This window comes from Vibrio sp. R10-SG3-ISO10, from assembly GCF_059834185.1.
In genome coordinates this window covers 65,852-87,308 of record NZ_JCBDHG010000001.1, presented here as the reverse complement: position 1 = coordinate 87,308, position 21,457 = coordinate 65,852, and the positions used below count along the sequence as shown (strand labels likewise).

The window sequence follows — 21,457 nt, the reverse complement described above, 5'->3', positions numbered from 1 at the left end:
ATTTAAGATTGTTGTAGACCAACTTCTAGCAATTCTAAGTCATTGGCAGCGTTAATAGAATGCGCATTGTCGTAGAAGTTTTCTTCATACATACCAAATTCAAACTCGACGTTGCCCTCATCATTGAAAAACATCTCTTGCATATCGACCTTTTCAGTATCAATCACTTTTAATGTTTTAGCGTCGATAACTAGCAAGGTTGATAGAGGCTCATCGTAACTCTCTTTAAGCTCTACCATGTAGATGGTTCCCAATTCTGGCACTAAATCAGAATGAGCTGAGACAATGAGCCCTTGGTGCGTCTTACCAACTTGCGCAAGGACCTCTTGAAGTGAAAAGTTAACTTTTTGAATCGTTTGGGTAACGTCTTTACCGCTTGTTGCATCAAAGAAAATGGTTTCTTGATCTGCTTGTTGCTTTGCAGTGGCAACGTAGAGAAACCGACCATCTTCTTGTTCAATCAATTCAATAGAATCATAGCTAGCAGGCTTGAGCGTTTTAATCTGACTAAGCGCTGTTTCTGCGCTCATAGTAGGCAGAAGATTAGCCTTGTTTGAATCCTCCATGGAGTTCGCCATAGCGCTAAAGCCAATCATGCTGCCAATCAAGATGCTAAGTGTAGTAAGTTTTTTCATAATCTTATTCCTGCTGTTGGTTAAGTTCGAAATTAGATTAATCAATGGAGCTAACGCCTTTCTAAACTCAAGATTAAATATTTGTCATCTAACTGGGGGGATCTTATCAAACATCATGTCAGCTTCCCCCTCACGGATAAATAACGTTAATTAAATACCCTGCTTAACTGTTTCCTTTCAGAATTACCTCGTACATACAAAGAGACGCAGGAGAAACAAGGATGGCTAACACGCTTATATGCCGCTCTTTTCAATCATTCATGGATATTTGTGAAAATGACTTGGTAGAAGGCGCAAATGTTCACTGTACATTTCATCTATCCGAGCCGGAAATGATGCAAGATTTATTAACAAAAAAAGGAGGCTACCTACTTACCGCAACTCCATTCCTTCAACGCAAGGAATCAATCTCAACAATTTGCCTGTGAGGTGAGTTTCTTAGGCGACTCTCACTCTCTGTTCCGGCTTCATTCCTCCCAATTTTGGAGCCGGCTTTTTTACTCATTTTCACATCAACTCCTCTACTTACTTTCCCCCCTTACAAGCCAATACAAACCCTTACAAAGCGATTACTCTAAACACGCTATCATCGTGCTTCAGATCACACAACTGCACCTAAAAATCACTAAATTACTTATTATTTACTGAACAATTAACATATTAATAACTAAAAATAGTCCGACAAATTAACAAGTCAGCTCCAACTATTTACACTTACAAAGGAGGCGCTCTATGGCTACAAATGGGACGGAATGCTTCGATTTAAGAATCGGCAACTGTTTACTAAAAAGAAATGAATCTGGTGCTCAGATTCTACTGGACAACGAAAAGTCGTTTTCTATCACTATTCCTGAAAGTAGTGTATTGAGAAGATTAGTTGAGGAAGATGGAGAAGTGGTCAGCAGAGATGACTTAATCGTCGATGCTTGGGGACGCCCAGATATAATAGGTCCAAACTCTTTACCCGTTGCGATTACAAACCTTAGGAAAATCCTCGATCTCAATAATATTAAAATCACCAATGTTCCTAGAAAGGGTTATAGAATCGATCTTTCCGAAATTCAATGGGCCCAACCACAAGAACCTTCCTTACAAGAGACTGCGCTCCCTCCCCCAGACAATAAAGATACAAGCTTTCCACCCCTTTACGAAACTTGGTGGGAAAGGGCTAAGCTAGCCATTGCTATTGGTGCCTTGTTGTTTTGCCTCTACGCCGCCTTTTACATCGTATTCTCTTGGGTGCGTGTCGACTGCCAAAAATCAGGTAAAGCTACCCTATGTTCAATACAAGGGGACAGTGTCGACCCATCAATCGTCAATGGTAAAGAAGGGAGATTCTTTTATTCAAGTCAGAGTGGTTTAATGGAGGTCAAAGGTAATGGTTAAACGCATTATTTTAATAGCGGTGATCGTCTTAGGATTGTTTGCATCTATTACGACTTACGCTTTCTTAAACGGCTCATCTTGCCAATATTCGATGACACTACATGTGCCTGATGATGACAGAGATGTTTTCTTAACGTGTTATCGAGGAAAGGTAGTTGCACTACAAACCAAACAAGATGATGACGGTAACTATCTTTCTAAGTATAAAGTAGAGGCAAGACAACTTCGATTAGGTGAGCAAACCATCTATTTTGTCTACTCGCGCAAGATTTTAGTCGATGACAACAAGCAAGATGAAAATGATCATTTCAACCAGATCTCATCAGGCTATAAGTTCTTGTTCTATCGCTTAATCCGTGATGGCGACGATATCTATGTCTTCCAGTCGTTCCCTAGGTACTATGTCCATAAAGGAACAATATCGGGTACATTAGATATTTGGGAAAAGTTTTTTAGCTAACACTACTAAAAATACAAAAGCGCCACCCATCGATGGCGCTTTGTCATTTTAATACCCGAAACTAATCTAGGATTCGAAACTCAGCATTAAAGTGTCTCAAAGCGGGTGGCTCATAGGTAAAGGTCAGTCCCTTAATCTTGTGAGCATTTTCCTTAATTTCGGTAAAGGCTTGAATCACATAATCAAGATGAGCTTGAGTGTATGTCGCTCGGGGAACCGCTAATCGCAAAAGTTCTGCTGGACACGGTAGCTGCTGTCCTGTTTTTGGATCTCGCCCTAGCAATAAAGAGCCAATTTCGGCCCCTCGGATCCCCGCCACACGGTACAATTCACATGCCATTGCATGACCGGGAAACTGGTCGGCTGGAATATGAGGCAATAAGTCACCCGCGTTAATAAATGCTGCATGCCCACCAGCCTGCTGACACTTGATACCGACTCTTTCAAGTCCATCGACTAAATACTGAATCTGCTCGATACGTGAAGATAACCACTCTTCTCGCATAGCGTCGTAGAGACCTACGGCTAAACGCTCCATAGCACCTCCCTCTAACCCGCCATAGGTTGGAAAGCCCTCTTGCAACACGCATAAGGTGCGGCACTCTTGGAACACATCGGAAAGCGTATAGTCTTTAAATGCTAATAACCCGCCTATAGGCACCATCGCATCTTTTTTCGCTGACATGGACAGAATATCTGCATACTTGAAGCTCTCTTTGGTGATTTCTTCAATAGACCAGCATTCGTAACCAGGCTCTCGTTGCTTGATAAAGTACGCGTTCTCTGCAAATCGTGCACAGTCCATCACCACGGGAATATCGTATGAGCTGGCTATCTCATACACTTCTTTGAGGTTTGCTAGTGAAACTGGTTGTCCGCCTGCAGAGTTACATGTAATTGTGCTAACAACATAAGGCACGTTTTTAGGGCCAATTTCCTCGATGGCAACGATCAATTTTTCAATATCAAAGTTACCTTTGAATGCGGACTTGACCGATGTATCGAAAGCCTCTTCGGTAGGCACATTAACCACTCGGCAACCATTTCGCTGGGTATGTCCTTGAGTTGTATCGAAAAAATAGTTTGAAACTGCGGCCATTTGTTCACGACATAGACCTTTTTCACGTTCTCGCTTAGCAATCAATGCGGGAACATAGAGCTGTTCGGCTCCGCGTCCTTGGTGAGTTGGAATAGTATGTTCGTAGTCGAAGATGTCTTTGACCGCATCTTTTAAAACGTAGTAGCTTCGGCTACCACTGTATGATTCATCCCCTTTCAGCATGGCTGCTTGCATACCTTGGGTAACAGAGCCCGTGCCACTGTCGGTCAGCAAATCAATAAACACCTCGCTACTAGGAATTAAGAACGGATTATATCCATACTTTTCCAAAGCAGCTTCTCGTTCTTCACGCGTCGTATGTTTAACTGGCTCGACAACTCGAATTCGATATGGCTCTGGCAAATAGCTCATACGAGTGTCGGCTTTTTGGGTACAGTGCGAAGCACAGGAATTTGGATTAGTAGTCATAGTTTTCACCTTCAATTTTATCTATGATTTGTAAAACGGACTAAGTTGCATATATGTGTCCGCTACGACAAAACATAGAGTCGGGTGAAAGATCCAATGAGTAAGTTATGGATAAATAATCGTCAAAACCCCCTTCCTTAAGACAATGACTGAAACCAATCTCAGTAAAAAGCCTGACATGAGTCAGGCTTTATCTTTGTTCACATGTCACTTCGCTAAATGTCTTTAAAGCTCACTCAAACGCGTTTTGACCACATCTTGTGTTTCCTCTATCCAAGCGTAGCGTTTGGTGTACAAACGACGTTTCGTTTTCTTAAGTGTACTCGGATCTTTGCGCGGTGGCTGAAGTGGGATCTTGTACATAAACTTAGAGACTTGTTCACCACCATATTCGGTCCACAATTCAGCGTAATTGTAGGTCACACTTGAACGCTTCGAACCTGTGTATCTCAATGCTTGATAGATATGCCCTTTGTTTGTGATACCGAAAACATTGTCTACTTGCCACTCGCGAGCGAGCATCAGCAAAACTTCAAGCATTAACGCTTTTGGACGTAAACCATGAATACCGCGAGTCAGTGACTTAATGATCTCTCCTCGATCACTAATGTGATCCCCTGGTCCTTGCAGCGCACCAATGTGGATTTCTCTGCGTGGCGTGGTCGATAGATTAAACGCCAACGTAAACAGATCGCGGTTTTTCTCATCTGTCAGCTTTAGTGCCAATGAGCCTTCTCTTTCAGGCCCCGCACACAACAGCAGCTTACAATCCATAATTTCAGCAAGAAGCCAACCTTCATTGGAATAAAAGTCTAAAAACCCTCGGCCATACATTTCATGGAGGGTTTTAAAATGCTCATAGATTTTCTTCGCGCGCTGTTCTGGGCGCCAGTTCAAGCAAACATAAGGTTTAAGAGGCTTTTCGAGCAATCGCGGGTTAACGTCCGTGATGGTTTTTAGATCGGGCTGAGCAAAGAGTTCTTGCATCTGTTTTAAAACGCCTGGTTTAAGCAACGACCATAAGCAAAAACGCGCGTTATAGCGTAGCTTTTTAAGCCCATGAATATCCGGATATACGGCTTCAGCGACTTTAGGAAGCGATAAAACAAAATTAAGGTAGTTGGCTGACATAGAGAACTCTCGATTTTCTGTATGGGACTTTGCTCTTAAAGTCGTTGCCTTTTAATTGGTTAGGCAAGCGATAGTGCACAGTGTACAAAACCATAAAAATGAGATGTAGATCTACTTTGTCGCGACTTTGTCACGCCTTTGTCAGCCTCGATTACAATTTAGGGAATGTCAGGATGAATTGAGCGCCACCCAAGGTGCTTTGACCGACTTCAACAGTGCCTTGGTGCCGTTTAACGATTAGGTCAACAATCGCAAGCCCTAAGCCAAATCCACTGTTTTCTTTGTTTCTTGACGCGTCAACACTGTAAAATGGCTGGAAAATTGATGACCAATGCTCAGATGGAATGCCGTTACCATCATCTTCTACCATGAGCACTAGGTGTCCATCAGACTCTTTTACGCTTAGCTGCACTTGATTTTTCGCATACTTAACGGCATTCGAAAGCAAATTCACTACTCCGCGCTTTAACAATGAACGATCCGCGCACAGTTCTACATTGCTTTCGATATCAAGTGCAATATTAATATCACGGCTGTTTGGTAAGCGCTGAACGACTTCAGGTAGAAAATGATTCAAATTAAGCTGCTCGAGGCTCAGCTCAGTTTCAGGACGTTCCATCTTAGCGAAATACAGTAGCTCATCGACCATTCGCTCCATTTCTTCGGTATCTTCGATGATGCTCGCTATTTTGTCATGCTGCTCTTTAGACAAGTTCTGGTCTTGCAACATTTCAGCTTGCCATTGAATTCTGAAAATTGGCGTTCGCAGATCATGGGCAACCGCATTGGTTAGGAAACGGTTACTTGCAATAAGGTTAGAAATCTTATCTGCCATGTAGTTAAAGCTGGTATTCAACCTACCAACAGCATCTCGTCCTTTAGTCGGTGCCCTAACGTTAAAATCGCCCTGAGCAAACTTAACCGTCGCATTTTCCAGTAACCGCACTCTGCGGCTTAAGAACAAAATCAAACATAGTGAGTAGACAAAGAAGCCCCCGAGAATGAAGCCCCAAACAATATCATCATCAAACTCAATTGCTTGGCGTAGCTCAGTTTGAAAGTCTGGCGAGATGTAGTAAATCTCGTTGGGCTCTAACAGCTTAAACCAGAAATGTCTTTCTTCATCAAAATAGATATTGAGATTCGATGGGTCTTGGGCGAAAAAGTTAGCGACGTCTATTGGTACATCAGACAAGTTAACAACGAACAGAGTTTTGGCCGTTTTTTCTACCACGCGTTCCATAGTATCAATAGCCGCTTCTTTACCTTGGTTTTGGTAAATAGTCAGCACCATATCCCTGAACGCTTCGCCTTCTCTTTCCTGCAGTACATAGTCATAATCTGGATTGAGTTCATAGATAATGTACTCATACGCAAAAATACTTAATGTAAATAAGATCAATAAACCGATAAACGATTCCAAGTAAATTCTGCGCATATACCCTCTTAAGATTAAGTTCGTCGACTATTACCAAGTATCTGGGACAAACAAATACCCTTTTCCTCTGACAGTAATGATGCGTTTTGGCGTTGCAGATGTGTCACCGAGTTTCTTACGCAAACTCACAATCTTGTTGTCGACGGTTCTATCTAGACCATCATACTCAATGCCTCTCAACGTCTTGGTCAGTTGATCCCGAGACAACACTTCGTCAGGAGAACAGGCCAAAGCCCATAGTAAATCAAATTCACTATCAGACATTGAAACCACCTCGCCTGCCAGTTCGCAAACTTTACGTGCATCATTAAGCTTCAACTGACCAAACTCTAGCACTTTCGAATTAGCTGCTTGCGGTATCGATTGAGTACTCGCCTCAACTCTTCTTAACAACATTCTCATCCGAGCGAGCAAAACTCGCGGTTTAATCGGCTTTGTTACAAAGTCATCTGCGCCAATTTCTAGTGCTGCGACATGATCAAAATCGTCATCACTGGCTGTCAGCATAAGCACTTTACCTGAGTAGCTTGGACGAATCTGTCTACAAATTGTCAGCCCATCAACACCGGGGAGCATAAGATCGAGGAGAACAATATCAGGCTGATTTTCAACAATGGCATCAATGGCACTTTCACCTTCTTCAAAAGTCGTAACACTGAACTCTTGAGAGACAAAATATTCACACAGCATTTGTCGAAGCTTAGGGTCATCTTCAACGATAAAGAGCGTCTGATTAGCGGAATTTGGCATATAAACTAAAGCATTGCATGACTAACATGAGAGTAATTCTAGCGTATTCGCCATCCCATTTCTGCAACAGAAACTGAATCAAAATCGCGACGAAGACAAAAAGGTCGAAGTAATACCGGTTTTATGATCACTTCGACTTCACCTTAGAGTCCCATTAGCCTAAAAACTTGGGCAATGAATCCGTTAAGGTCATGATATGAATGGTGATGACACTGACACCAAACACTCCAACGACAACAAGCGACCACTTTCCTCCAATGGCTCTGTAGTCGTTGTGGCTAGAAAGCAAATTGTCTGCCTTATTCAGATTGCTTTGCCTAGATTTTCGGACTAACAATGCTGGGATGATGCATGCCCAAATCGCCGCTGCTGATGCCGCAAAACCAATTGCGACGAGAAAGCCAAAGGGGAGTAACAATGAAAATATGAGTGGTGGTAAAAAGGTCACTGACCAAGTTTTTAATCGACCTCTCTTGTTATCTTTAAAATTGAAAACGTCCGCTAAAAAATCGAATACCCCAAGCCCGACACCAACGAAACTCGATAGAATTGCAGCTGCAGAGAAAGCACTAATGACATTAGAAACAAAGTCTGTCGGTATTACACCACTTAAGCTGCTGAGTAAGACATTGATATCACCGTCCTTTTCAATTATTTCGCCAAAGTGCATTCTTGGTAGATTGCCATAGATACTTACCAGCCAAACTGCATAAATAAAAAAGGCAATTGTCGTACCTCCAACAATTGCCTTTTGCGCTTTCCGTTCATCCATGTAGTAATCCCGCATGGTCGATACGGTATGATGATAACCAAACGAGGCTAATGCCACAGGAACCAAAGCAAACATAAACTTACTTTGCTCCAAATTGACATCTCTCCACATTTCACTCAGGTCGATGTTAAGCACTAGACCCGTAATACCAAACACGAAGCTAGCGACCATAAACAACATTAAAACAATTGAAAACTTGTCAACAACCCGAGTTGAATGCCAGACAAAAAAAGAAAATACAGCGACAAACAAAATAGAAGCAAGCTTAGGGTTTAATCCCATGTACTGATTTATTATTAGGCCCGATGAAGTTATATAGGCATAAAGCAAAATGCCCCCAACAAAATAGATCATTATGTTGTTGAAGCAGCTGATTGGTTTACCTAACAGATCCGTTGTTATCGAATCAAAAGATGATTTATAGGGATAGTATTTTAACACTTCCAATAGAAAGCATCCACTTAGTGTCATTATTAGCATGGTCATCGCCAATATAAGCAAGGTCCATGCTATCCACGCACCTGCACCTGCACTTGGTAAACCAAGCATTCCTGCTCCAACACACACGCATGCAATGATGCACGACCCACCAAGAGTCGAAGGCGATTTTGTCGTTAGAGAATGATTCTGTTTCACATTATCCATATGTAATAGACCTTTATATTTATAGGGTTTACCAATCGCTCTTTTTGCTAAATATAATCTTTTAACGTATAAAAAAGCGCCAGAGTCGTAACCCTAGCGCCAATTATTACAATAATTTAATAATTAGTTTTAAATTAACATTCTACGAATTATAAAATATTATCTTTACTCCCAAGCCTCTGAAAAGTCTTGATCTTTAAATGCAGCTGCTAAGCCTGTCACTTGCTGCATTCGTAATACCTCATCGCGATCCATGCCAAGTTCACGACATATTTTCTCGTTACTCCACTCTAATTCTCTTAATTGCATAACAAGGTTCGCGGTTAACTCGACCTGATGTGTTCCACGAGCGACATTGTGTCGTACTGAAGTTGACATACTCTTTTCTTCAGATTTATTCATCACAATCGCAGGGACGTATCCTGATATAGGTTGTAACTCTGAGTTTGATTTGATCAATTCGAATCGATGGAATCCATCAATTAACACGTATTGGTCACAACCCGAGATTTGATTTACGATAACCGGCATTGTTAGGCCATCTTGTTGAATAGAATGTTTAAGTAACCGATTTTCTGGTGAGGCCATCTTGTTTGGATTGTAGTGGTTTGCCGATATCATCTCTAATTTCAGCATCTGTACATTGCAAACTGGGGGGAGATTTGGGTTCAATTTACACAATAAGTGGGTAACTTGATTATATAAAGCGACAGAAGCATCCAGATGCCCAACGTCTTTTAACCCATCTGAACTAAGCAGTGACATAACAAACTTACTTTCCATAAAAGCCTCCATGTCCGACATAATCGTTGTACAAAGAATGGTATTGCTGAGCAACCGCTTTGTTGTAGCCAAATGAAAGTCCTCTGCACCAATAGTCATTCTTTATCAGAACTTTGCATATCCTCCTCCAACTCGGGACTTGTTTTTTTGCCTCTAACTTAGAATCGGCGAAATCAGGAATACGTCGAATCCCTTTATGGTGTCCGTTGCGGCGCCACCATTGAAGAAATTTATAGATCCGCTCACGGTAATGCTTCTCGACATGCGGAGGCATAGTACTGAGTAAATGTTTACTATATTGACGATAGGTAAACCCGGGAGGCAGTTTAAAACGATAGTAACCAACAATACGTCCCTGCTCTTTCGAATACCTCGCGCCGAAGTTACACCCTTCAACGCGATCAACCAGCTTTTGCCAAGTGTCGGGCTCTAGAATCTGATAGAGCCAGAGCCCTTTGCGCTGTTCATCGCCAAACGGTTGGCAAAGGCGCTGCTGAGAAATAGAGACACCAGCTTTGTGCATCAGATCGTAGACTTTGTTGTAATCCCATTGCCTACGACCATTCGCAATCCAGATATCTCGCGTTTTCCAATCGTATATAGGGTAAGCCATGTAGACGTCTTGCTGCATTTTCGTCGTCCACGGTAAATGATGGAATTTGTCTTTATATTGATTTTTAATTGTGTTGTAGCGATTCAAGGATTCATCAGCTCTTAAGCCAATTAGCACTGCAATCTTTGTTTGTTTTTGTTGTTGATACCAGTGCGCGAAATCAAACACAAAATCCTCAAACTCCATTCCAGGGTAGAAAAAAGGGAGCTCGTTTGGGTCGTTAAATACCCCAAACACATCAGGCAGTTTACGCACCCAATTCACCTTTTTCCTTTCGTCCCAACACACCCACTTGGGCTCGAACTGAGATACCGAATTGCGCAAACCAATAGGTAGGCAGATCCAGTATGGGCGAATCTTATTGGTCGCGACCATACGCTCTATAAATCCTTCGGTTTCCTTATATTGAGCTTCAAAATCAACAATTAATGTGTCAACTGGCAGTCGGTCTCTGCGCTCCGCTTCTTCAATGGCAAGATTAAGTAACACTCCTGAATCCTTTCCACCCGAGAAGGAGACATAGAGGTGTTCAAAATGGTCATAGATATATGAAATCCGCTCTTGCGCTGCGAGCATGACATCTTTACCGAGCAGAGACTTTTTACGACTTCGTTGCCGAACCATATTCCTTTCCTCATTTAGTTAATGAAACTAGGTTTATGCTTTCGAAAATAGGCAATCTAAATTTAGTGGGCTGTGATATTCAGGATTGAATCAACGATAAGCCTTCTAAAGGCTAAAAGACTTAATATTATGTTTTTATTCATTAATTATTATTTAACATAGAACAAAAGCAATGAGATATAAGTAATGATTAATTTACTACCCTTTCACTCGAATGGCATTGTATGTTAAACGGGTGAAGTGAATTCTTTGCTCACTCCGACGTCTCAAACATTGGCTAGGTTTTTACTTCACAACTTCACTTTCCAACATACTAGCTACTTATAGCTATACTTCACTTCGCTGTGTTTTGGGGTGGCAAGGGCCACCCCACCTTTTTTCTAGGGTACTGGTACAGATAGGCAAGTCGGATACGTTTCTTTCTCAGGTAACAAACTTATGTTTTGGCCTGTTGACATGACGACACTTACGTAGTGAAGGCCCCCTTTTGCATCACCCCTCATATGTGGCATACCTGACGAGTAAGAACCATATATAGGCCAGTCGTAAGTTGGTCCTATGGACATCGTTGAAAGCTCAGTTAACTCATCTAGCGTTGGTTTACGCCAGTTATCTCTACCATTAAACTTAATAGCCGATAAGTCCGCACAGTAGCGTTCATGTTGACCATACTGACCTTCATCAACTGTCCCACCAGCATCCTTGATACTCTGGTCGTAGCCATCGTTTCTCATCTGAGCGAACTGGTTGGTACCACTACCTCCGTCGGTGGTAAAGCCTGAATGCGTATATCCAGAGTTATACATTTTATCGTCAAATGAATACCACATGTACGACATGACCTGCGATCTTGGTGGTTCAGTAAACCATTTACCATCAGCATCACCAGAGTTACCGACGATAATATGCAAACACTGTTCTGTACGGTGCGCTTTGTCGGCATTACCTTCAACACCACAAGTTTCTAATTTTCTTGGCGTTTCAAGATTAACTACTGAAGATAGCAAACCATTGTACTCAGCTTGAACACTAAACTTGCCTTTCGCACCAGCGACCAGTTTCCCGTCAGAATTTAATGTGTAACATGGATCGCCATTACACTCTTCTGAAATCGTATTCCAAGTGACTTCTGTCGTGACATCTTGCAAGTTGAGCTCATCATCAATGGTATATACCTCTAGCTGAAACAATCGACCGGATAACTCCTGATATTGTCGTTGTATATGTGGTGCTGAGTTTGCGACTGGGGCTGGTCGAGTAAACTTTACATGCAATTTAGATGTATCCGTAGGCGTACTGTCTTCGCTCGAATCACCGCTACTAGAGCCACCATCTGAACCAGCACTTCCGCTATCGCCATTATCTGGACTTTCAGACTCTCCCTGGTCAACGCTTCCTCCTGCTTCATTAGATGGAGAGTTCCCTTCTGTTGCAGGACTATCTCCTGTTTCTTGGTTTGTATTATCTTGATTATCGGTCGTCCCTGTAGACGTATCTTGTGTACCTCCGGTATCTGCCTGAGTAAGCTCCCCACTATCACTACAACCGGAAAGACCTATCATCAAGCTTAAACCGCACGCCAACAGTATTGATCGACGAACTTGTATAGCTTTGTTTTTATTGTCTATTTGAGGGTTAGTAATGCTCATATTTAATTCCCACCTGTGACTTTACATATATGTGCTTGTTCAGAAATCTGAGCAAGTGAGGCGAGAATATTTAAGCGGTGTGCAACAAACGACTAATTGGTTTTAATTTATTAATTTTAAATCATATAAATCATGCACTTAAAAAATAATTTATCATTAATAATTTTATAAGCTCTAGAGAGTTCTGCAGAGTGCAAGTATTAAGATTATTTGATAGGATGCGCTTCCTAAGAGTTCCAACTGTTACTGAGCAACCCATGAACCGTAAAAAGAAGATCAACCAGATCCTGAAAGCCAAGCAAAAAAAGATGAATTCTAAGTTGCACAAGAGCAACAAGCCTCGCTACATCTCTAAAGCAGAGCGAGCGAAAATGGAGGAAGAAGAGCAGAACCAGCAGCAGGTTGAAGCTACTGAAGTAGCAGAAGAGCAACCTGAGAGCAATGATAAGTAACTAGCTTTACTCCATAAACAAACGCAAAAAGCGCCAGCCGAGTTAACCTCAACTGGCGCTTTTTATATTCGGCGGTTATTTAATCGTAACTACCTTCAAACGAAACCAACTTAATTTCTAACTTTGCACCAAAGTAACTCAGATCTAATTTGGGATCTTGGTTTTCTGAGACCTGCTTACCCAGAGTCTCTAGTAACTCTGCCATGAAATCTTTAACTGGCTGGTCTGCGTCTGCCAGATGTTGCTGTATTCTATTATCCATTATCTTCCTAGCCATAGCACTGTGCCACCCTCTTTTACTCAGCCGTATCTATTTATTGACTGATACTTAGAGTGAGTCTTTATATAATTATTTGCTTGATACTTGTTTAAAGGCTTTTGCCAAGTAGCAAATCGATTCCAAGCCTTAAACAGCAATTAGCAGATGTTAAAATATGATGCTTCGTAACGTATTGACGCAACAAAACTATATTCGTTAAGCCTAACAAAGGATATTAATAGGAAAATTAAAGATCAATAGAGTGTGTAAATTGATTTTAAATTATTCAGTCAACGTTATAATGTCACGTTTTTTGAGTATATTTTTGATAATGGAGACAGTATTTCTACCGCTCGGATTTTCCGTTCTCCATCTAGGTTTCTTAGAGCCTCAATCATCAAAGTATCGCGCACATGCTGCACTTGTCGCAGTTGATGGAACTCGGGAAACTGTCTCATTTCGCTCGTGAAGTTGACATGTGAACTCAAATTAAAACCAAGTTTTACTCTAAAGCCTATCGCAATCGAGTAATCTCTTACTTTATAAACATCCTCCAACTGTAGATACTGTTTCTCTGACAGCCCCAGCACACGGGACATTATTTGCAACGAAATATTATGCTCTTGCCTAAAACGCTTAACGGTAATTGCAATTGATCGATAGTAATCAATGGCAAAAGCATTCAAATCTAACACTCTGGGAGCAAAGAGATCATCGTAGTGTATATTTGGGTCGACTAAAGCCGCTGTTTGACACCTTAAGAGCGAAAAATCTTCTCTTTTTTGGGGTTCCATTAGCGATGTAATGAGATCTAAGTAAAGTTCAAACTGCTTTTCGGGCAAGCGACCTATACAAAATAGAGCTTCAATACCTTTGTCATCCATGCCACGGTACGATTCTCGAATTTTGACGGCATGGTAAAAACTAGTCATCGGAACCATCATTATCCATGACAGCGCCGCTACAACATGAATTGGTCTAATTGAACGGTAGCTCTGTTGCATATAACGTTTTAGCGTTGAAGCGTTGAGCCCCTCTATACGCTGCTGTAGTTCACTAAAAGGCATACCCTGAGCACGTCGAGCACTAGACATAGACAATGCCATTTCTGCGTCAATATCACTTAGAAGCTCATCCAGAAGCTGGATTTTATCTTCTGATACCTCAATATCGACATCTTCAACTGTATTAAACATCTAAGACTAGGCTCCATACGAAAAAAGCGGAACTACCTTATCATATGCAACTGAGAAATTGAGCGGCTGATTTACTCATGTGCCGTCTACTGCTTATTTTAGCAGCAGTGACTCTTCTACTGGGATGTACCTATCGCACACATCAATTAAGGATTGCGCAGTCAGACGAGGGACACCGTAGACATCTACTTTCGTCCCGAAGCGTTTTTGAATTCGGTCGACTAGCAGTTCAAAATCTCCATCACCAGAGAGGAGTATGACACGATCAACCTTTGATGCCGCTTCATAGACGTCTAAGGCAATCCCTACGTCCCAGTCTCCTTTTGAGCTACCATCATGTCGCTGAATATAAGGCTTAAGCTTAACGTTGAAGCCGATACCACGCAGGATATGGTGAAATTGACGCTGCTTAGGATCATGAGAGGCAATCGCGTAAGCATTGGCCTCTACGACTTGCTGGCCTTCTGTCGCGACGTACCAAAACTGGTTGTAATCAAAATTCGCTCGATACTTATCTCTAGTGGTGTAATAGATGTTCTGAACATCGACAAAAATCGCGATTTTTTCCATGATTGATTACCTTAGTTTCGACGCCGAGACTGTATCAGAACCACGGTAGGATTTCAGCTTTCCTCCCAATGATTAACGCAGAGGATAGCAGTAACGTTAAAATTGCGGGAATGGCATCCTTAAATGTATCAAATCTAGCATGGAAAAAGATGGCCCCGATAGATGTTAGAGCAATACCTATTGCTCCTAAAATGCTTAAAACGGAGCTCATTAGATAAATCGAGGTAATCAGAGCAATTGCAGAAGAGAACTCTACTATCCCTACTGCGAACATTGCGTTCCTATTTAGTCCATATTTTTGAAAAAACCTTAGTTGGGTTTCATAAATAAACTTGTGCCAACCAAACAGTTTGATTGAGCTTGCGAAAGTAAAAAACACAGCGAGTAGCAAAGAAATAACTGTCATATCATTGAACCTTGTTTGAATAAGCTTTCTGTGACCACCAGTATATTCATTCCCAATACAACTAATAAATACTAGAATCAGCATGGTATGTATTCAAAATAAGAATAGATAAATGAACAAATTTGACTGCCTAAACGTGTTTTGCCAAGTTGCACGAGATGAGAGCTTCACCATTGCTGCCATGAACCTAAACACAACACAAAGCTCTGTAAGCAAAAAGGTCGCGTGGCTAGAACATAGCTTAAAGTTAACGCTATTTCATCGAACATCACGGAACGTCAAGCTCACAGAGCAAGGTAAGCAATACTTTGACTATTCATCCCGCTTGCTTGAAGAGATGTCGGTCACTGAATCACGGCTTAGAAACGAGTTAACTGCAGTAAGTGGTAGGTTGTTGCTTTCGTCACCTTCAGCATTTGCAACAATGCAATTAGCTGAACCAATAGCAAAATTTATGGAGTCTCACCCAGCCGTTACTGTAAACGTATCAGTAAATGATAGATTTGTAGATCTTTATCAAACAGAAACAGATATTGCGATTCGAGCAAAGCACCTTGAGGATTCAAATCTAAAAGCACGTAAACTGTTAGACCATCAGGCGGGTATTTTCGCGACACCTGACTATGTTTCGATATACGGTTCACCGAAGCTACCTGAAGATTTGCAACTTCATCGATGCCTTACTTATTCATTAATTTCCCCCTCCAACCATTGGCTGTTAGAAGGAGAAAAATATGAAGTGAATGAGGTATTCTCCAGTGACTCACCAGATATGCTATTGAAAATCGCACTTCTTGGTAATGGTATCACCTATTTACCAAAATGGATGGTGCAAGACTACGTCGATTCAGGTCAGCTTATAGAGCTTTTTAGTCAACTTCCGAAGGCTATTTTGCCTATGTACGCGGTTTACAAATCAACAGAGCATACCCCCTATCGAATTCGTGCATTCATCGACTTTCTAGCCGACTATTTTCAACAAAGAGAAGCCAAGTAAGTGAGTCATATTCAAGTAAACCTGCTTTCGATGATTAACTAAACCACTTCAACTTATCGTGCAAAGACGTCACGCTACCGACAACAATTAACGCAGGGCTCACTGCCTCTTTCGCCATGTTTGGCAACTCTTTCAGCGCCCCTGTAAATACCCTTTGTTCACGTCGGGTTCCATTTTCAATAATGGCGCACGACATATTCGAATCTAGCCCAGTTTCCAACAATTTTTCGGTGATGTAACCGCTTTGCTTTAAGCCCATGTAGAACACGAGTGTGTTATTAGACTGAGCTAAAGAGTGCCATTCAATTTCACGGCCATCTTTCTGCACATGACCCGTAATGAATTGAACACTTTGCGCGTGATCGCGATGCGTTAATGGGATCCCCGCATAAGCCGTCGCACCCGCAGCGGCGGTGATACCCGGAACAACTTCAAAGCGAATGCCATGTTCGGCAAGCTCTTCTAGCTCTTCTCCGCCACGACCAAAAATGAACGAATCTCCGCCTTTTAGACGGACAACCTTTTTGCCTTGCTGCGCTTTCTCAACCAGAATCTGATTAATTTGCCCTTGAGGAACACAGTGGAAATCTAACTTTTTCCCCACGTAAATCATTTCGGCATCGCTATTGGCTAACGCCAGAATCTCTGGAGAGACCAAGCGGTCATAGACCACAACTTCTGCTTGTTGAATCACTCGATAGCCTTTGACTGTTAGTAGGTCTGGATCGCCTGGCCCAGCACCAACTAATGAAACAAAACCAAGGTTTGATGGAGAGATTGGAGTCATGCTCATAGCTATGCCTATCAACGTAAATTTGGATATAAAGAGTAGTACTCAACGGCTACGTAAAGTGAATGACTACTTTTTATATTCAAATCAAGACTGTATTTGATGGTTAGGAGCCCCACGTGACAACGTGGGGCTGTAAATCATTATTTCGCTAGTGCTGGTTTCGCATTAACTTCTTCTTCATCGCTTAGAGAAGGCGCTGTTTTTGCGTGAGTCAGGTATAGCGGAATACATGTCATGATCAAACCACCAACGATGTTACCAAGGATGGTTGGGATAAGGTTGAAGTTCAACCAAGTCGCAATCCCAAAATCAGCGCCTAGAATCATGCCTAGTGGGAATAGGAACATGTTTACTACTGTGTGCTCAAAGACCAGTGCAAAGAAGATGAAGATTGGGAACCACATCATTGCTACGCGACCAGCAACCGTACGTGCCGTCATGTTACCAATCACACCTAGACAAACCATTAGGTTACAGAAGATACCGCGCACGAAACAGGTAATCCATCCGTCCATACCCATGTTTTCGAAGCCTAGGCTACGTGCAGTAGAAACCGCGATGAACTTCTTCGCAACTGCGTTAAGTTCTAGAGAAAAGTTACCTGTTAGTGAGATTGCTACTAGGTAAGCAACAATCAAAGAACCGATAAGGTTACCTAGGCCAACAAGACCCCAACAACGGAAAATGCGGTTCCAAGTAATGCCAGGACGACCTTCAAATTTTGCCAGTGGCGCTAGACCAAATACACCGGTTACCAAGTCATAGCCCATCACAGATAGAATAACGAAGCCAACTGGGAAGACTAACGCACCGACAACACCGACACCCGTTTGTACGATTGTTGTAATTGCAACAACCACTGCAAGCGATAAGATGATACCAGCCATTGTGCCACGAAGAAGCAGATCACGAGCGCTTGTTTTCGTCTTTGCTTCGCCAACGTTAATCATAGTTTGCACGAACTCAGCAGGTTTAAAGTCTGTAGACATGAATGTGTCCTTATCCAAAATTGAAAGTTAAAAGTTAAAATCGAATAGTGAAAGACTCGCTGTTCCTCCGTTCCCCAATTGAGAAACAGCGAACCTTTAAGCTATTAAATCTCCATAGCCTTCATATTTGTTGCCGCAGCGTTGTTGCCTGCGCCTCTTCACCCTAATCACATAAAACACCTATGCTCATAGGGATGAATCGGCTTGTCGCCTAGCTGCAGCAACAACTATTTTGGCTATAAAACTACATTTTAAACGGGAATTTAAGCCGCTATCTCCACTTTGCCCTTTGCAACACGTGCTTTGTACGACTTCACGCTCATGCGCTCATCTTCCATACATGCACCTGTTGCTAGGTTAAAGCGTTGCTTCTTAAGTGGGCTTGCTACCCATAATTGCTCATCGTGCTCAACAATCAGGCCACGTGACAGTACATTTGACTGAAAAAATGGGTCCATATTGTTGATTGCAAAGACTTCTTCAGTTGCTCGTGGGCGGAAGATAGCCACTTGCTCACCCTCAAATAGTGCGACTACGCCAGTGCCTGGGATGATGTCTTCGATGTTGCAAACTTTTGTAAATGCCATGATTTCTTCTCCCCTTAAACCACTTCTACGTGAAGGATGTCGCCTTTAGCTTCAGGATGTTTTTCAGTGAATGTTGCCGGGCGATGTTGCTCACGGCCATCTGTCACGAACATAACGTTGTCGTCACGCTCATCAGAGTTCACGAAGTGTGCAAAACGCTTAAGCTGAGTTTCATCGTTAATTGTGTCAGTCCACTCACAGCGATACTCTTCAACCAATTTCGCTACGTCTGTTTCAAGTTGGTCATTAATGCCTAACTTGTCTTCAATGATCACTTCACGTAGGTAATCAATACCGCCTTCTAGGTTTTCAAACCATACTGATGTGCGCTGTAGTGGCGCAGCCGTACGGATGTAGAACATCATGAAACGGTCGATGTATTTGATCAGTGTTTCTTGGTCTAGGTCGCCAGCCAGTAATGTTGCATGGCGAGGCTTCATACCACCGTTACCACACACGTACATGTTCCAACCCGCGTCTGTTGCGATAATACCCAAGTCTTTACCTTGCGCTTCTGCACACTCACGAGTACAACCAGACACACCAAACTTCATCTTATGAGGAGTACGAATGCCTTTGTAACGGTTCTCGATCATCACGCCAAGGCCAACTGAATCTTGAACGCCGTAACGACACCAAGTAGAGCCGACACACGTCTTAGCCATACGCAGTGCTTTCGCATAAGCCTGACCCGTTTCATAACCCGCTTCGATTAACTTCTTCCAGATTGCAGGAAGGTCATCTTTCTGTGCCCCAAATAGACCGATACGTTGTGCACCTGTAATCTTGGTGTACAGGTTGTATTCCGCAGCAACATCTGCAAGTGCTGCAAGTGCTTGTGGCGTTACTTCACCACCAGCCATACGTGGAATAACAGAGTACGTACCATCTTTTTGCATGTTACCTAGGAAGTTATCGTTGGTATCGTGCAGTTTAACCAGAGATGGCTTCAGGATATGGTCACCCCAGCATGACGCAAGGATAGAACCTGCTAGTGGTTTACACACTTCACAGCCATAACCTTTACCGTGTTTCTCAAGCAATTCTTCATACGATTTGATCTCGCCAATACGTACTAGATGGAAAAGCTCTTGGCGGGAGTAAGCAAAGTGCTCACAAACGTCTGCTTTTACTTCAACGCCTGCTTTTTCAAGTTCAGCGTTTAGTACTGACGTGACAAGTGGGATACACCCTCCACAACCAGTACCAGCTCCAGTCACTGCTTTGATGTCACCAATCGTGTGGTGACCTTGCGCTACCGCTTCAGCGATTTTGCCTTTTGTTACGTCAAAACAAGAACAAATAACCGCAGAATCAGGCAGAGCATCTGCGCCCAATGTTGGTTTTTCTGCACCCGCATGAGCTGGCAGTATAAGTGCATCTGGGTGCTCTGGTAGATCAATTTCATTGAGCATAAGCTGAAGCAGATCACCGTAGTCAGAGGTATCACCGACCATTACCGCACCAAGAAGCTTCTTATTATCTTCAGATACGATTAAGCGTTTGTATACTTCCTGCTCTTCGTTCTGGTAAACGTAGCTCTTACAACCAGGAGTACGACCGTTAGCATCACCGATAGAGCCAACTTTCACACCTAGCAGCTTAAGCTTGGCAGACATGTCAGCACCTTCGAATTTGCTGTCGTTACCAACAATATGGTCAACAGCGACGGTTGCCATCTTGTAACCAGGAGCAACTAGTCCGTAGAAGGTTTCGTTCCAAGAAGCACACTCACCAATCGCATAGATGTTCTCATCAGAAGTCTGACAGAAATCGTTAATAGCGATACCACCGCGTGGAGCAACGTCTAATTGCATGTCACGAGCAAGCTTGTCTTGAGGACGAATACCCGCAGAGAACACGATGAAGTCTGTTTCTAGTTCAGTACCGTCTGCAAAACGCATAACGTTACGTGCTTCTTTACCCTCAGGAGCGATTTCAAGTGTATTTTTGCTGGTGTGAACCTTAACACCCATGCTCTCGATTTTTTGGCGTAATTGATTACCACCCGCTTGGTCTAGCTGTTCAGCCATCAGTTTTGGTGCAAATTCAACTACGTGAGTTTCTACGCCGAGCGCTTTCAGTGCACCTGCCGCTTCGAGACCAAGTAGACCGCCGCCGATAACCACGCCGACTTTACTCTTCTTCGCACACGCTTCGATCGCTTTTAGATCTTCGATAGTACGGTAAACAAAGCAGTCTTTACTTTCACGGCCCTTGATAGGTGGGACAAATGGGAATGAGCCAGTCGCCATAATCAGCTTGTCGTATTGAATTTCACGACCAGTACTAGAATGGACAATGCGTTTCTCACGGTTAACGTTAATTGCACGTTCACCAATCAACATGTTCACACCGTGCTTGTCGTAGAAACCTTCTTTAACCAAAGATAACTCGTCCGCTGTGTGGTGAGAAAAGTAAGAAGAAAGGTGGACACGGTCATAAGCGACACGCGGTTCTTCACAGAAAACAGTAATGTCATACTGGGATGCATCTGCCTTCTCTACTAGGTCTTCAATGTAACGGTGTCCTACCATACCGTTACCGATAACAACCAGCTTCAACTTGCTCATAATACTTCCTAAGGGTTAGGTTCTTTATCTGAGCCAATTGTTAATTGTGAAAGAAAATTAATACATGATGTAAATCAATTACAGTTTCAAACTACCCTAAAGGGGTAGGAACACAATTTAACCGATTGCAAAACGTAATTATTTTACACTCTTGATGAGGAGTGCTCATTTAAGTGCAATATTTGCACTCATCCTTTTATAGTTCTAAAAATCTTCAAATA

At 42.5% G+C, this 21,457-nt stretch carries 21 protein-coding genes; 4 read left to right on the top strand and 17 right to left on the bottom strand.

Features of this window, described 5'->3' with window-relative positions; genetic code table 11:
• Window positions 1-2: 2 nt before the first annotated feature.
• Window positions 3-635 carry a hypothetical protein gene (locus AC6R16_RS00365; RefSeq protein ID WP_500673179.1) on the bottom strand — a complete coding sequence of 211 codons (633 nt, stop codon included), beginning with the start codon at window positions 633-635 and terminating at the stop codon, window positions 3-5.
• A 732-nt stretch (window positions 636-1,367) separates the two neighbouring features.
• Between AC6R16_RS00365 and AC6R16_RS00360 the strand changes: the two genes are divergently transcribed.
• Both AC6R16_RS00360 and AC6R16_RS00355 read left to right on the top strand, forming a co-directional pair.
• Complete coding sequence (locus AC6R16_RS00360; RefSeq protein ID WP_367939408.1) at window positions 1,368-2,021, top strand: winged helix-turn-helix domain-containing protein; 654 nt, start codon at window positions 1,368-1,370, stop codon at window positions 2,019-2,021.
• Window positions 2,014-2,481: a hypothetical protein gene (locus AC6R16_RS00355; protein ID WP_500673178.1), complete on the top strand. Its 468-nt coding sequence runs from the start codon at window positions 2,014-2,016 to the stop codon at window positions 2,479-2,481. The genes AC6R16_RS00360 and AC6R16_RS00355 overlap by 8 nt, the downstream gene beginning before the upstream one ends.
• 61 nt (window positions 2,482-2,542) lie before the next feature.
• Here the strand turns inward: AC6R16_RS00355 and tnaA are convergent, their stop codons facing one another.
• The 8 genes from tnaA to AC6R16_RS00315 form a co-directional block, all read right to left on the bottom strand.
• Window positions 2,543-3,952 (bottom strand): tryptophanase, encoded by a 1,410-nt coding sequence (gene tnaA / locus AC6R16_RS00350; RefSeq protein ID WP_500673211.1) that lies wholly within the window; start codon window positions 3,950-3,952, stop codon window positions 2,543-2,545.
• Window positions 3,953-4,234: 282 nt separating this feature from the next.
• Entirely contained in the window at window positions 4,235-5,140 is a 906-nt protein-coding gene (locus AC6R16_RS00345; RefSeq protein ID WP_239855996.1) for a VirK/YbjX family protein, read from the bottom strand.
• 151 nt (window positions 5,141-5,291) lie between these two features.
• Window positions 5,292-6,578, bottom strand: coding sequence for an ATP-binding protein (locus AC6R16_RS00340; RefSeq protein ID WP_500673177.1), 1,287 nt, complete (start codon window positions 6,576-6,578; stop codon window positions 5,292-5,294).
• A 30-nt stretch (window positions 6,579-6,608) separates the two neighbouring features.
• On the bottom strand, window positions 6,609-7,328 hold the full coding sequence (locus tag AC6R16_RS00335; RefSeq protein WP_004745169.1) for a response regulator: 720 nt from the start codon (window positions 7,326-7,328) through the stop codon (window positions 6,609-6,611).
• 154 nt (window positions 7,329-7,482) lie between these two features.
• Complete coding sequence (locus AC6R16_RS00330; protein ID WP_500673176.1) at window positions 7,483-8,745, bottom strand: aromatic amino acid transporter; 1,263 nt, start codon at window positions 8,743-8,745, stop codon at window positions 7,483-7,485.
• A gap of 165 nt (window positions 8,746-8,910) precedes the next feature.
• Entirely contained in the window at window positions 8,911-9,528 is a 618-nt protein-coding gene (locus AC6R16_RS00325) for an IbrB-like domain-containing protein (RefSeq protein ID WP_004745173.1), read from the bottom strand.
• Window positions 9,518-10,765, bottom strand: a complete 1,248-nt coding sequence (locus AC6R16_RS00320; RefSeq protein ID WP_500673175.1) for a DUF3440 domain-containing protein — start codon at window positions 10,763-10,765, stop codon at window positions 9,518-9,520. The genes AC6R16_RS00325 and AC6R16_RS00320 overlap by 11 nt, the downstream gene beginning before the upstream one ends.
• A gap of 380 nt (window positions 10,766-11,145) precedes the next feature.
• Window positions 11,146-12,414 carry an Lcl C-terminal domain-containing protein gene (locus AC6R16_RS00315; RefSeq protein ID WP_500673174.1) on the bottom strand — a complete coding sequence of 423 codons (1,269 nt, stop codon included), beginning with the start codon at window positions 12,412-12,414 and terminating at the stop codon, window positions 11,146-11,148.
• 257 nt (window positions 12,415-12,671) lie between these two features.
• Between AC6R16_RS00315 and AC6R16_RS00310 the strand changes: the two genes are divergently transcribed.
• Complete coding sequence (locus AC6R16_RS00310) at window positions 12,672-12,866, top strand: DUF2986 domain-containing protein (RefSeq protein ID WP_500673173.1); 195 nt, start codon at window positions 12,672-12,674, stop codon at window positions 12,864-12,866.
• 79 nt (window positions 12,867-12,945) lie between these two features.
• Here the strand turns inward: AC6R16_RS00310 and AC6R16_RS00305 are convergent, their stop codons facing one another.
• The 4 genes from AC6R16_RS00305 to AC6R16_RS00290 form a co-directional block, all read right to left on the bottom strand.
• A complete protein-coding gene (locus tag AC6R16_RS00305; protein ID WP_239853654.1) occupies window positions 12,946-13,128 on the bottom strand; it encodes a hypothetical protein in 183 nt (60 codons plus the stop codon).
• A gap of 293 nt (window positions 13,129-13,421) precedes the next feature.
• Window positions 13,422-14,321: a hypothetical protein gene (locus AC6R16_RS00300; protein ID WP_500673172.1), complete on the bottom strand. Its 900-nt coding sequence runs from the start codon at window positions 14,319-14,321 to the stop codon at window positions 13,422-13,424.
• A 93-nt stretch (window positions 14,322-14,414) separates the two neighbouring features.
• A complete protein-coding gene (locus AC6R16_RS00295; RefSeq protein WP_500673171.1) occupies window positions 14,415-14,891 on the bottom strand; it encodes a LabA-like NYN domain-containing protein in 477 nt (158 codons plus the stop codon).
• 34 nt (window positions 14,892-14,925) lie between these two features.
• Window positions 14,926-15,297, bottom strand: a complete 372-nt coding sequence (locus AC6R16_RS00290) for a DoxX family protein (protein WP_500673170.1) — start codon at window positions 15,295-15,297, stop codon at window positions 14,926-14,928.
• Between the two features lie 112 nt (window positions 15,298-15,409).
• Between AC6R16_RS00290 and AC6R16_RS00285 the strand changes: the two genes are divergently transcribed.
• Entirely contained in the window at window positions 15,410-16,294 is an 885-nt protein-coding gene (locus tag AC6R16_RS00285; RefSeq protein WP_500673169.1) for a LysR substrate-binding domain-containing protein, read from the top strand.
• Window positions 16,295-16,328: 34 nt separating this feature from the next.
• Here the strand turns inward: AC6R16_RS00285 and cobA are convergent, their stop codons facing one another.
• From cobA to nirB, 4 genes are all read right to left on the bottom strand, one after another.
• Window positions 16,329-17,087 carry a uroporphyrinogen-III C-methyltransferase gene (gene cobA, locus AC6R16_RS00280; RefSeq protein ID WP_500673168.1) on the bottom strand — a complete coding sequence of 253 codons (759 nt, stop codon included), beginning with the start codon at window positions 17,085-17,087 and terminating at the stop codon, window positions 16,329-16,331.
• A gap of 140 nt (window positions 17,088-17,227) precedes the next feature.
• Window positions 17,228-18,076: a formate/nitrite transporter family protein gene (locus AC6R16_RS00275; protein ID WP_494504952.1), complete on the bottom strand. Its 849-nt coding sequence runs from the start codon at window positions 18,074-18,076 to the stop codon at window positions 17,228-17,230.
• A 263-nt stretch (window positions 18,077-18,339) separates the two neighbouring features.
• Window positions 18,340-18,663 carry a nitrite reductase small subunit NirD gene (gene nirD, locus AC6R16_RS00270; RefSeq protein ID WP_005473845.1) on the bottom strand — a complete coding sequence of 108 codons (324 nt, stop codon included), beginning with the start codon at window positions 18,661-18,663 and terminating at the stop codon, window positions 18,340-18,342.
• Window positions 18,664-18,677: 14 nt separating this feature from the next.
• The gene (nirB, locus tag AC6R16_RS00265; RefSeq protein WP_494504951.1) at window positions 18,678-21,236 is read right to left on the bottom strand and encodes a nitrite reductase large subunit NirB; all 2,559 of its coding nucleotides are present in this window, start codon (window positions 21,234-21,236) and stop codon (window positions 18,678-18,680) included.
• Between the last annotated feature and the right edge of the window lie 221 nt (window positions 21,237-21,457).

Coding starts and splice junctions, on each gene's coding strand:
- AC6R16_RS00315 (WP_500673174.1), bottom strand. CDS start 12,414: ATGAGCATTACTAACCCTCAAATAGACAATAAAAACAAAGCTATACAA.
- nirD (WP_005473845.1), bottom strand. CDS start 18,663: ATGGCATTTACAAAAGTTTGCAACATCGAAGACATCATCCCAGGCACT.
- AC6R16_RS00360 (WP_367939408.1), top strand. CDS start 1,368: ATGGCTACAAATGGGACGGAATGCTTCGATTTAAGAATCGGCAACTGT.
- tnaA (WP_500673211.1), bottom strand. CDS start 3,952: ATGAGCTATTTGCCAGAGCCATATCGAATTCGAGTTGTCGAGCCAGTT.
- AC6R16_RS00330 (WP_500673176.1), bottom strand. CDS start 8,745: ATGGATAATGTGAAACAGAATCATTCTCTAACGACAAAATCGCCTTCG.
- AC6R16_RS00275 (WP_494504952.1), bottom strand. CDS start 18,076: ATGTCTACAGACTTTAAACCTGCTGAGTTCGTGCAAACTATGATTAAC.
- AC6R16_RS00305 (WP_239853654.1), bottom strand. CDS start 13,128: ATGGATAATAGAATACAGCAACATCTGGCAGACGCAGACCAGCCAGTT.
- nirB (WP_494504951.1), bottom strand. CDS start 21,236: ATGAGCAAGTTGAAGCTGGTTGTTATCGGTAACGGTATGGTAGGACAC.
- AC6R16_RS00285 (WP_500673169.1), top strand. CDS start 15,410: ATGAACAAATTTGACTGCCTAAACGTGTTTTGCCAAGTTGCACGAGAT.
- AC6R16_RS00355 (WP_500673178.1), top strand. CDS start 2,014: ATGGTTAAACGCATTATTTTAATAGCGGTGATCGTCTTAGGATTGTTT.
- AC6R16_RS00335 (WP_004745169.1), bottom strand. CDS start 7,328: ATGCCAAATTCCGCTAATCAGACGCTCTTTATCGTTGAAGATGACCCT.
- AC6R16_RS00290 (WP_500673170.1), bottom strand. CDS start 15,297: ATGACAGTTATTTCTTTGCTACTCGCTGTGTTTTTTACTTTCGCAAGC.
- AC6R16_RS00325 (WP_004745173.1), bottom strand. CDS start 9,528: ATGGAAAGTAAGTTTGTTATGTCACTGCTTAGTTCAGATGGGTTAAAA.
- AC6R16_RS00295 (WP_500673171.1), bottom strand. CDS start 14,891: ATGGAAAAAATCGCGATTTTTGTCGATGTTCAGAACATCTATTACACC.
- AC6R16_RS00345 (WP_239855996.1), bottom strand. CDS start 5,140: ATGTCAGCCAACTACCTTAATTTTGTTTTATCGCTTCCTAAAGTCGCT.
- cobA (WP_500673168.1), bottom strand. CDS start 17,087: ATGAGCATGACTCCAATCTCTCCATCAAACCTTGGTTTTGTTTCATTA.
- AC6R16_RS00365 (WP_500673179.1), bottom strand. CDS start 635: ATGAAAAAACTTACTACACTTAGCATCTTGATTGGCAGCATGATTGGC.
- AC6R16_RS00310 (WP_500673173.1), top strand. CDS start 12,672: ATGAACCGTAAAAAGAAGATCAACCAGATCCTGAAAGCCAAGCAAAAA.
- AC6R16_RS00300 (WP_500673172.1), bottom strand. CDS start 14,321: ATGTTTAATACAGTTGAAGATGTCGATATTGAGGTATCAGAAGATAAA.
- AC6R16_RS00320 (WP_500673175.1), bottom strand. CDS start 10,765: ATGGTTCGGCAACGAAGTCGTAAAAAGTCTCTGCTCGGTAAAGATGTC.
- AC6R16_RS00340 (WP_500673177.1), bottom strand. CDS start 6,578: ATGCGCAGAATTTACTTGGAATCGTTTATCGGTTTATTGATCTTATTT.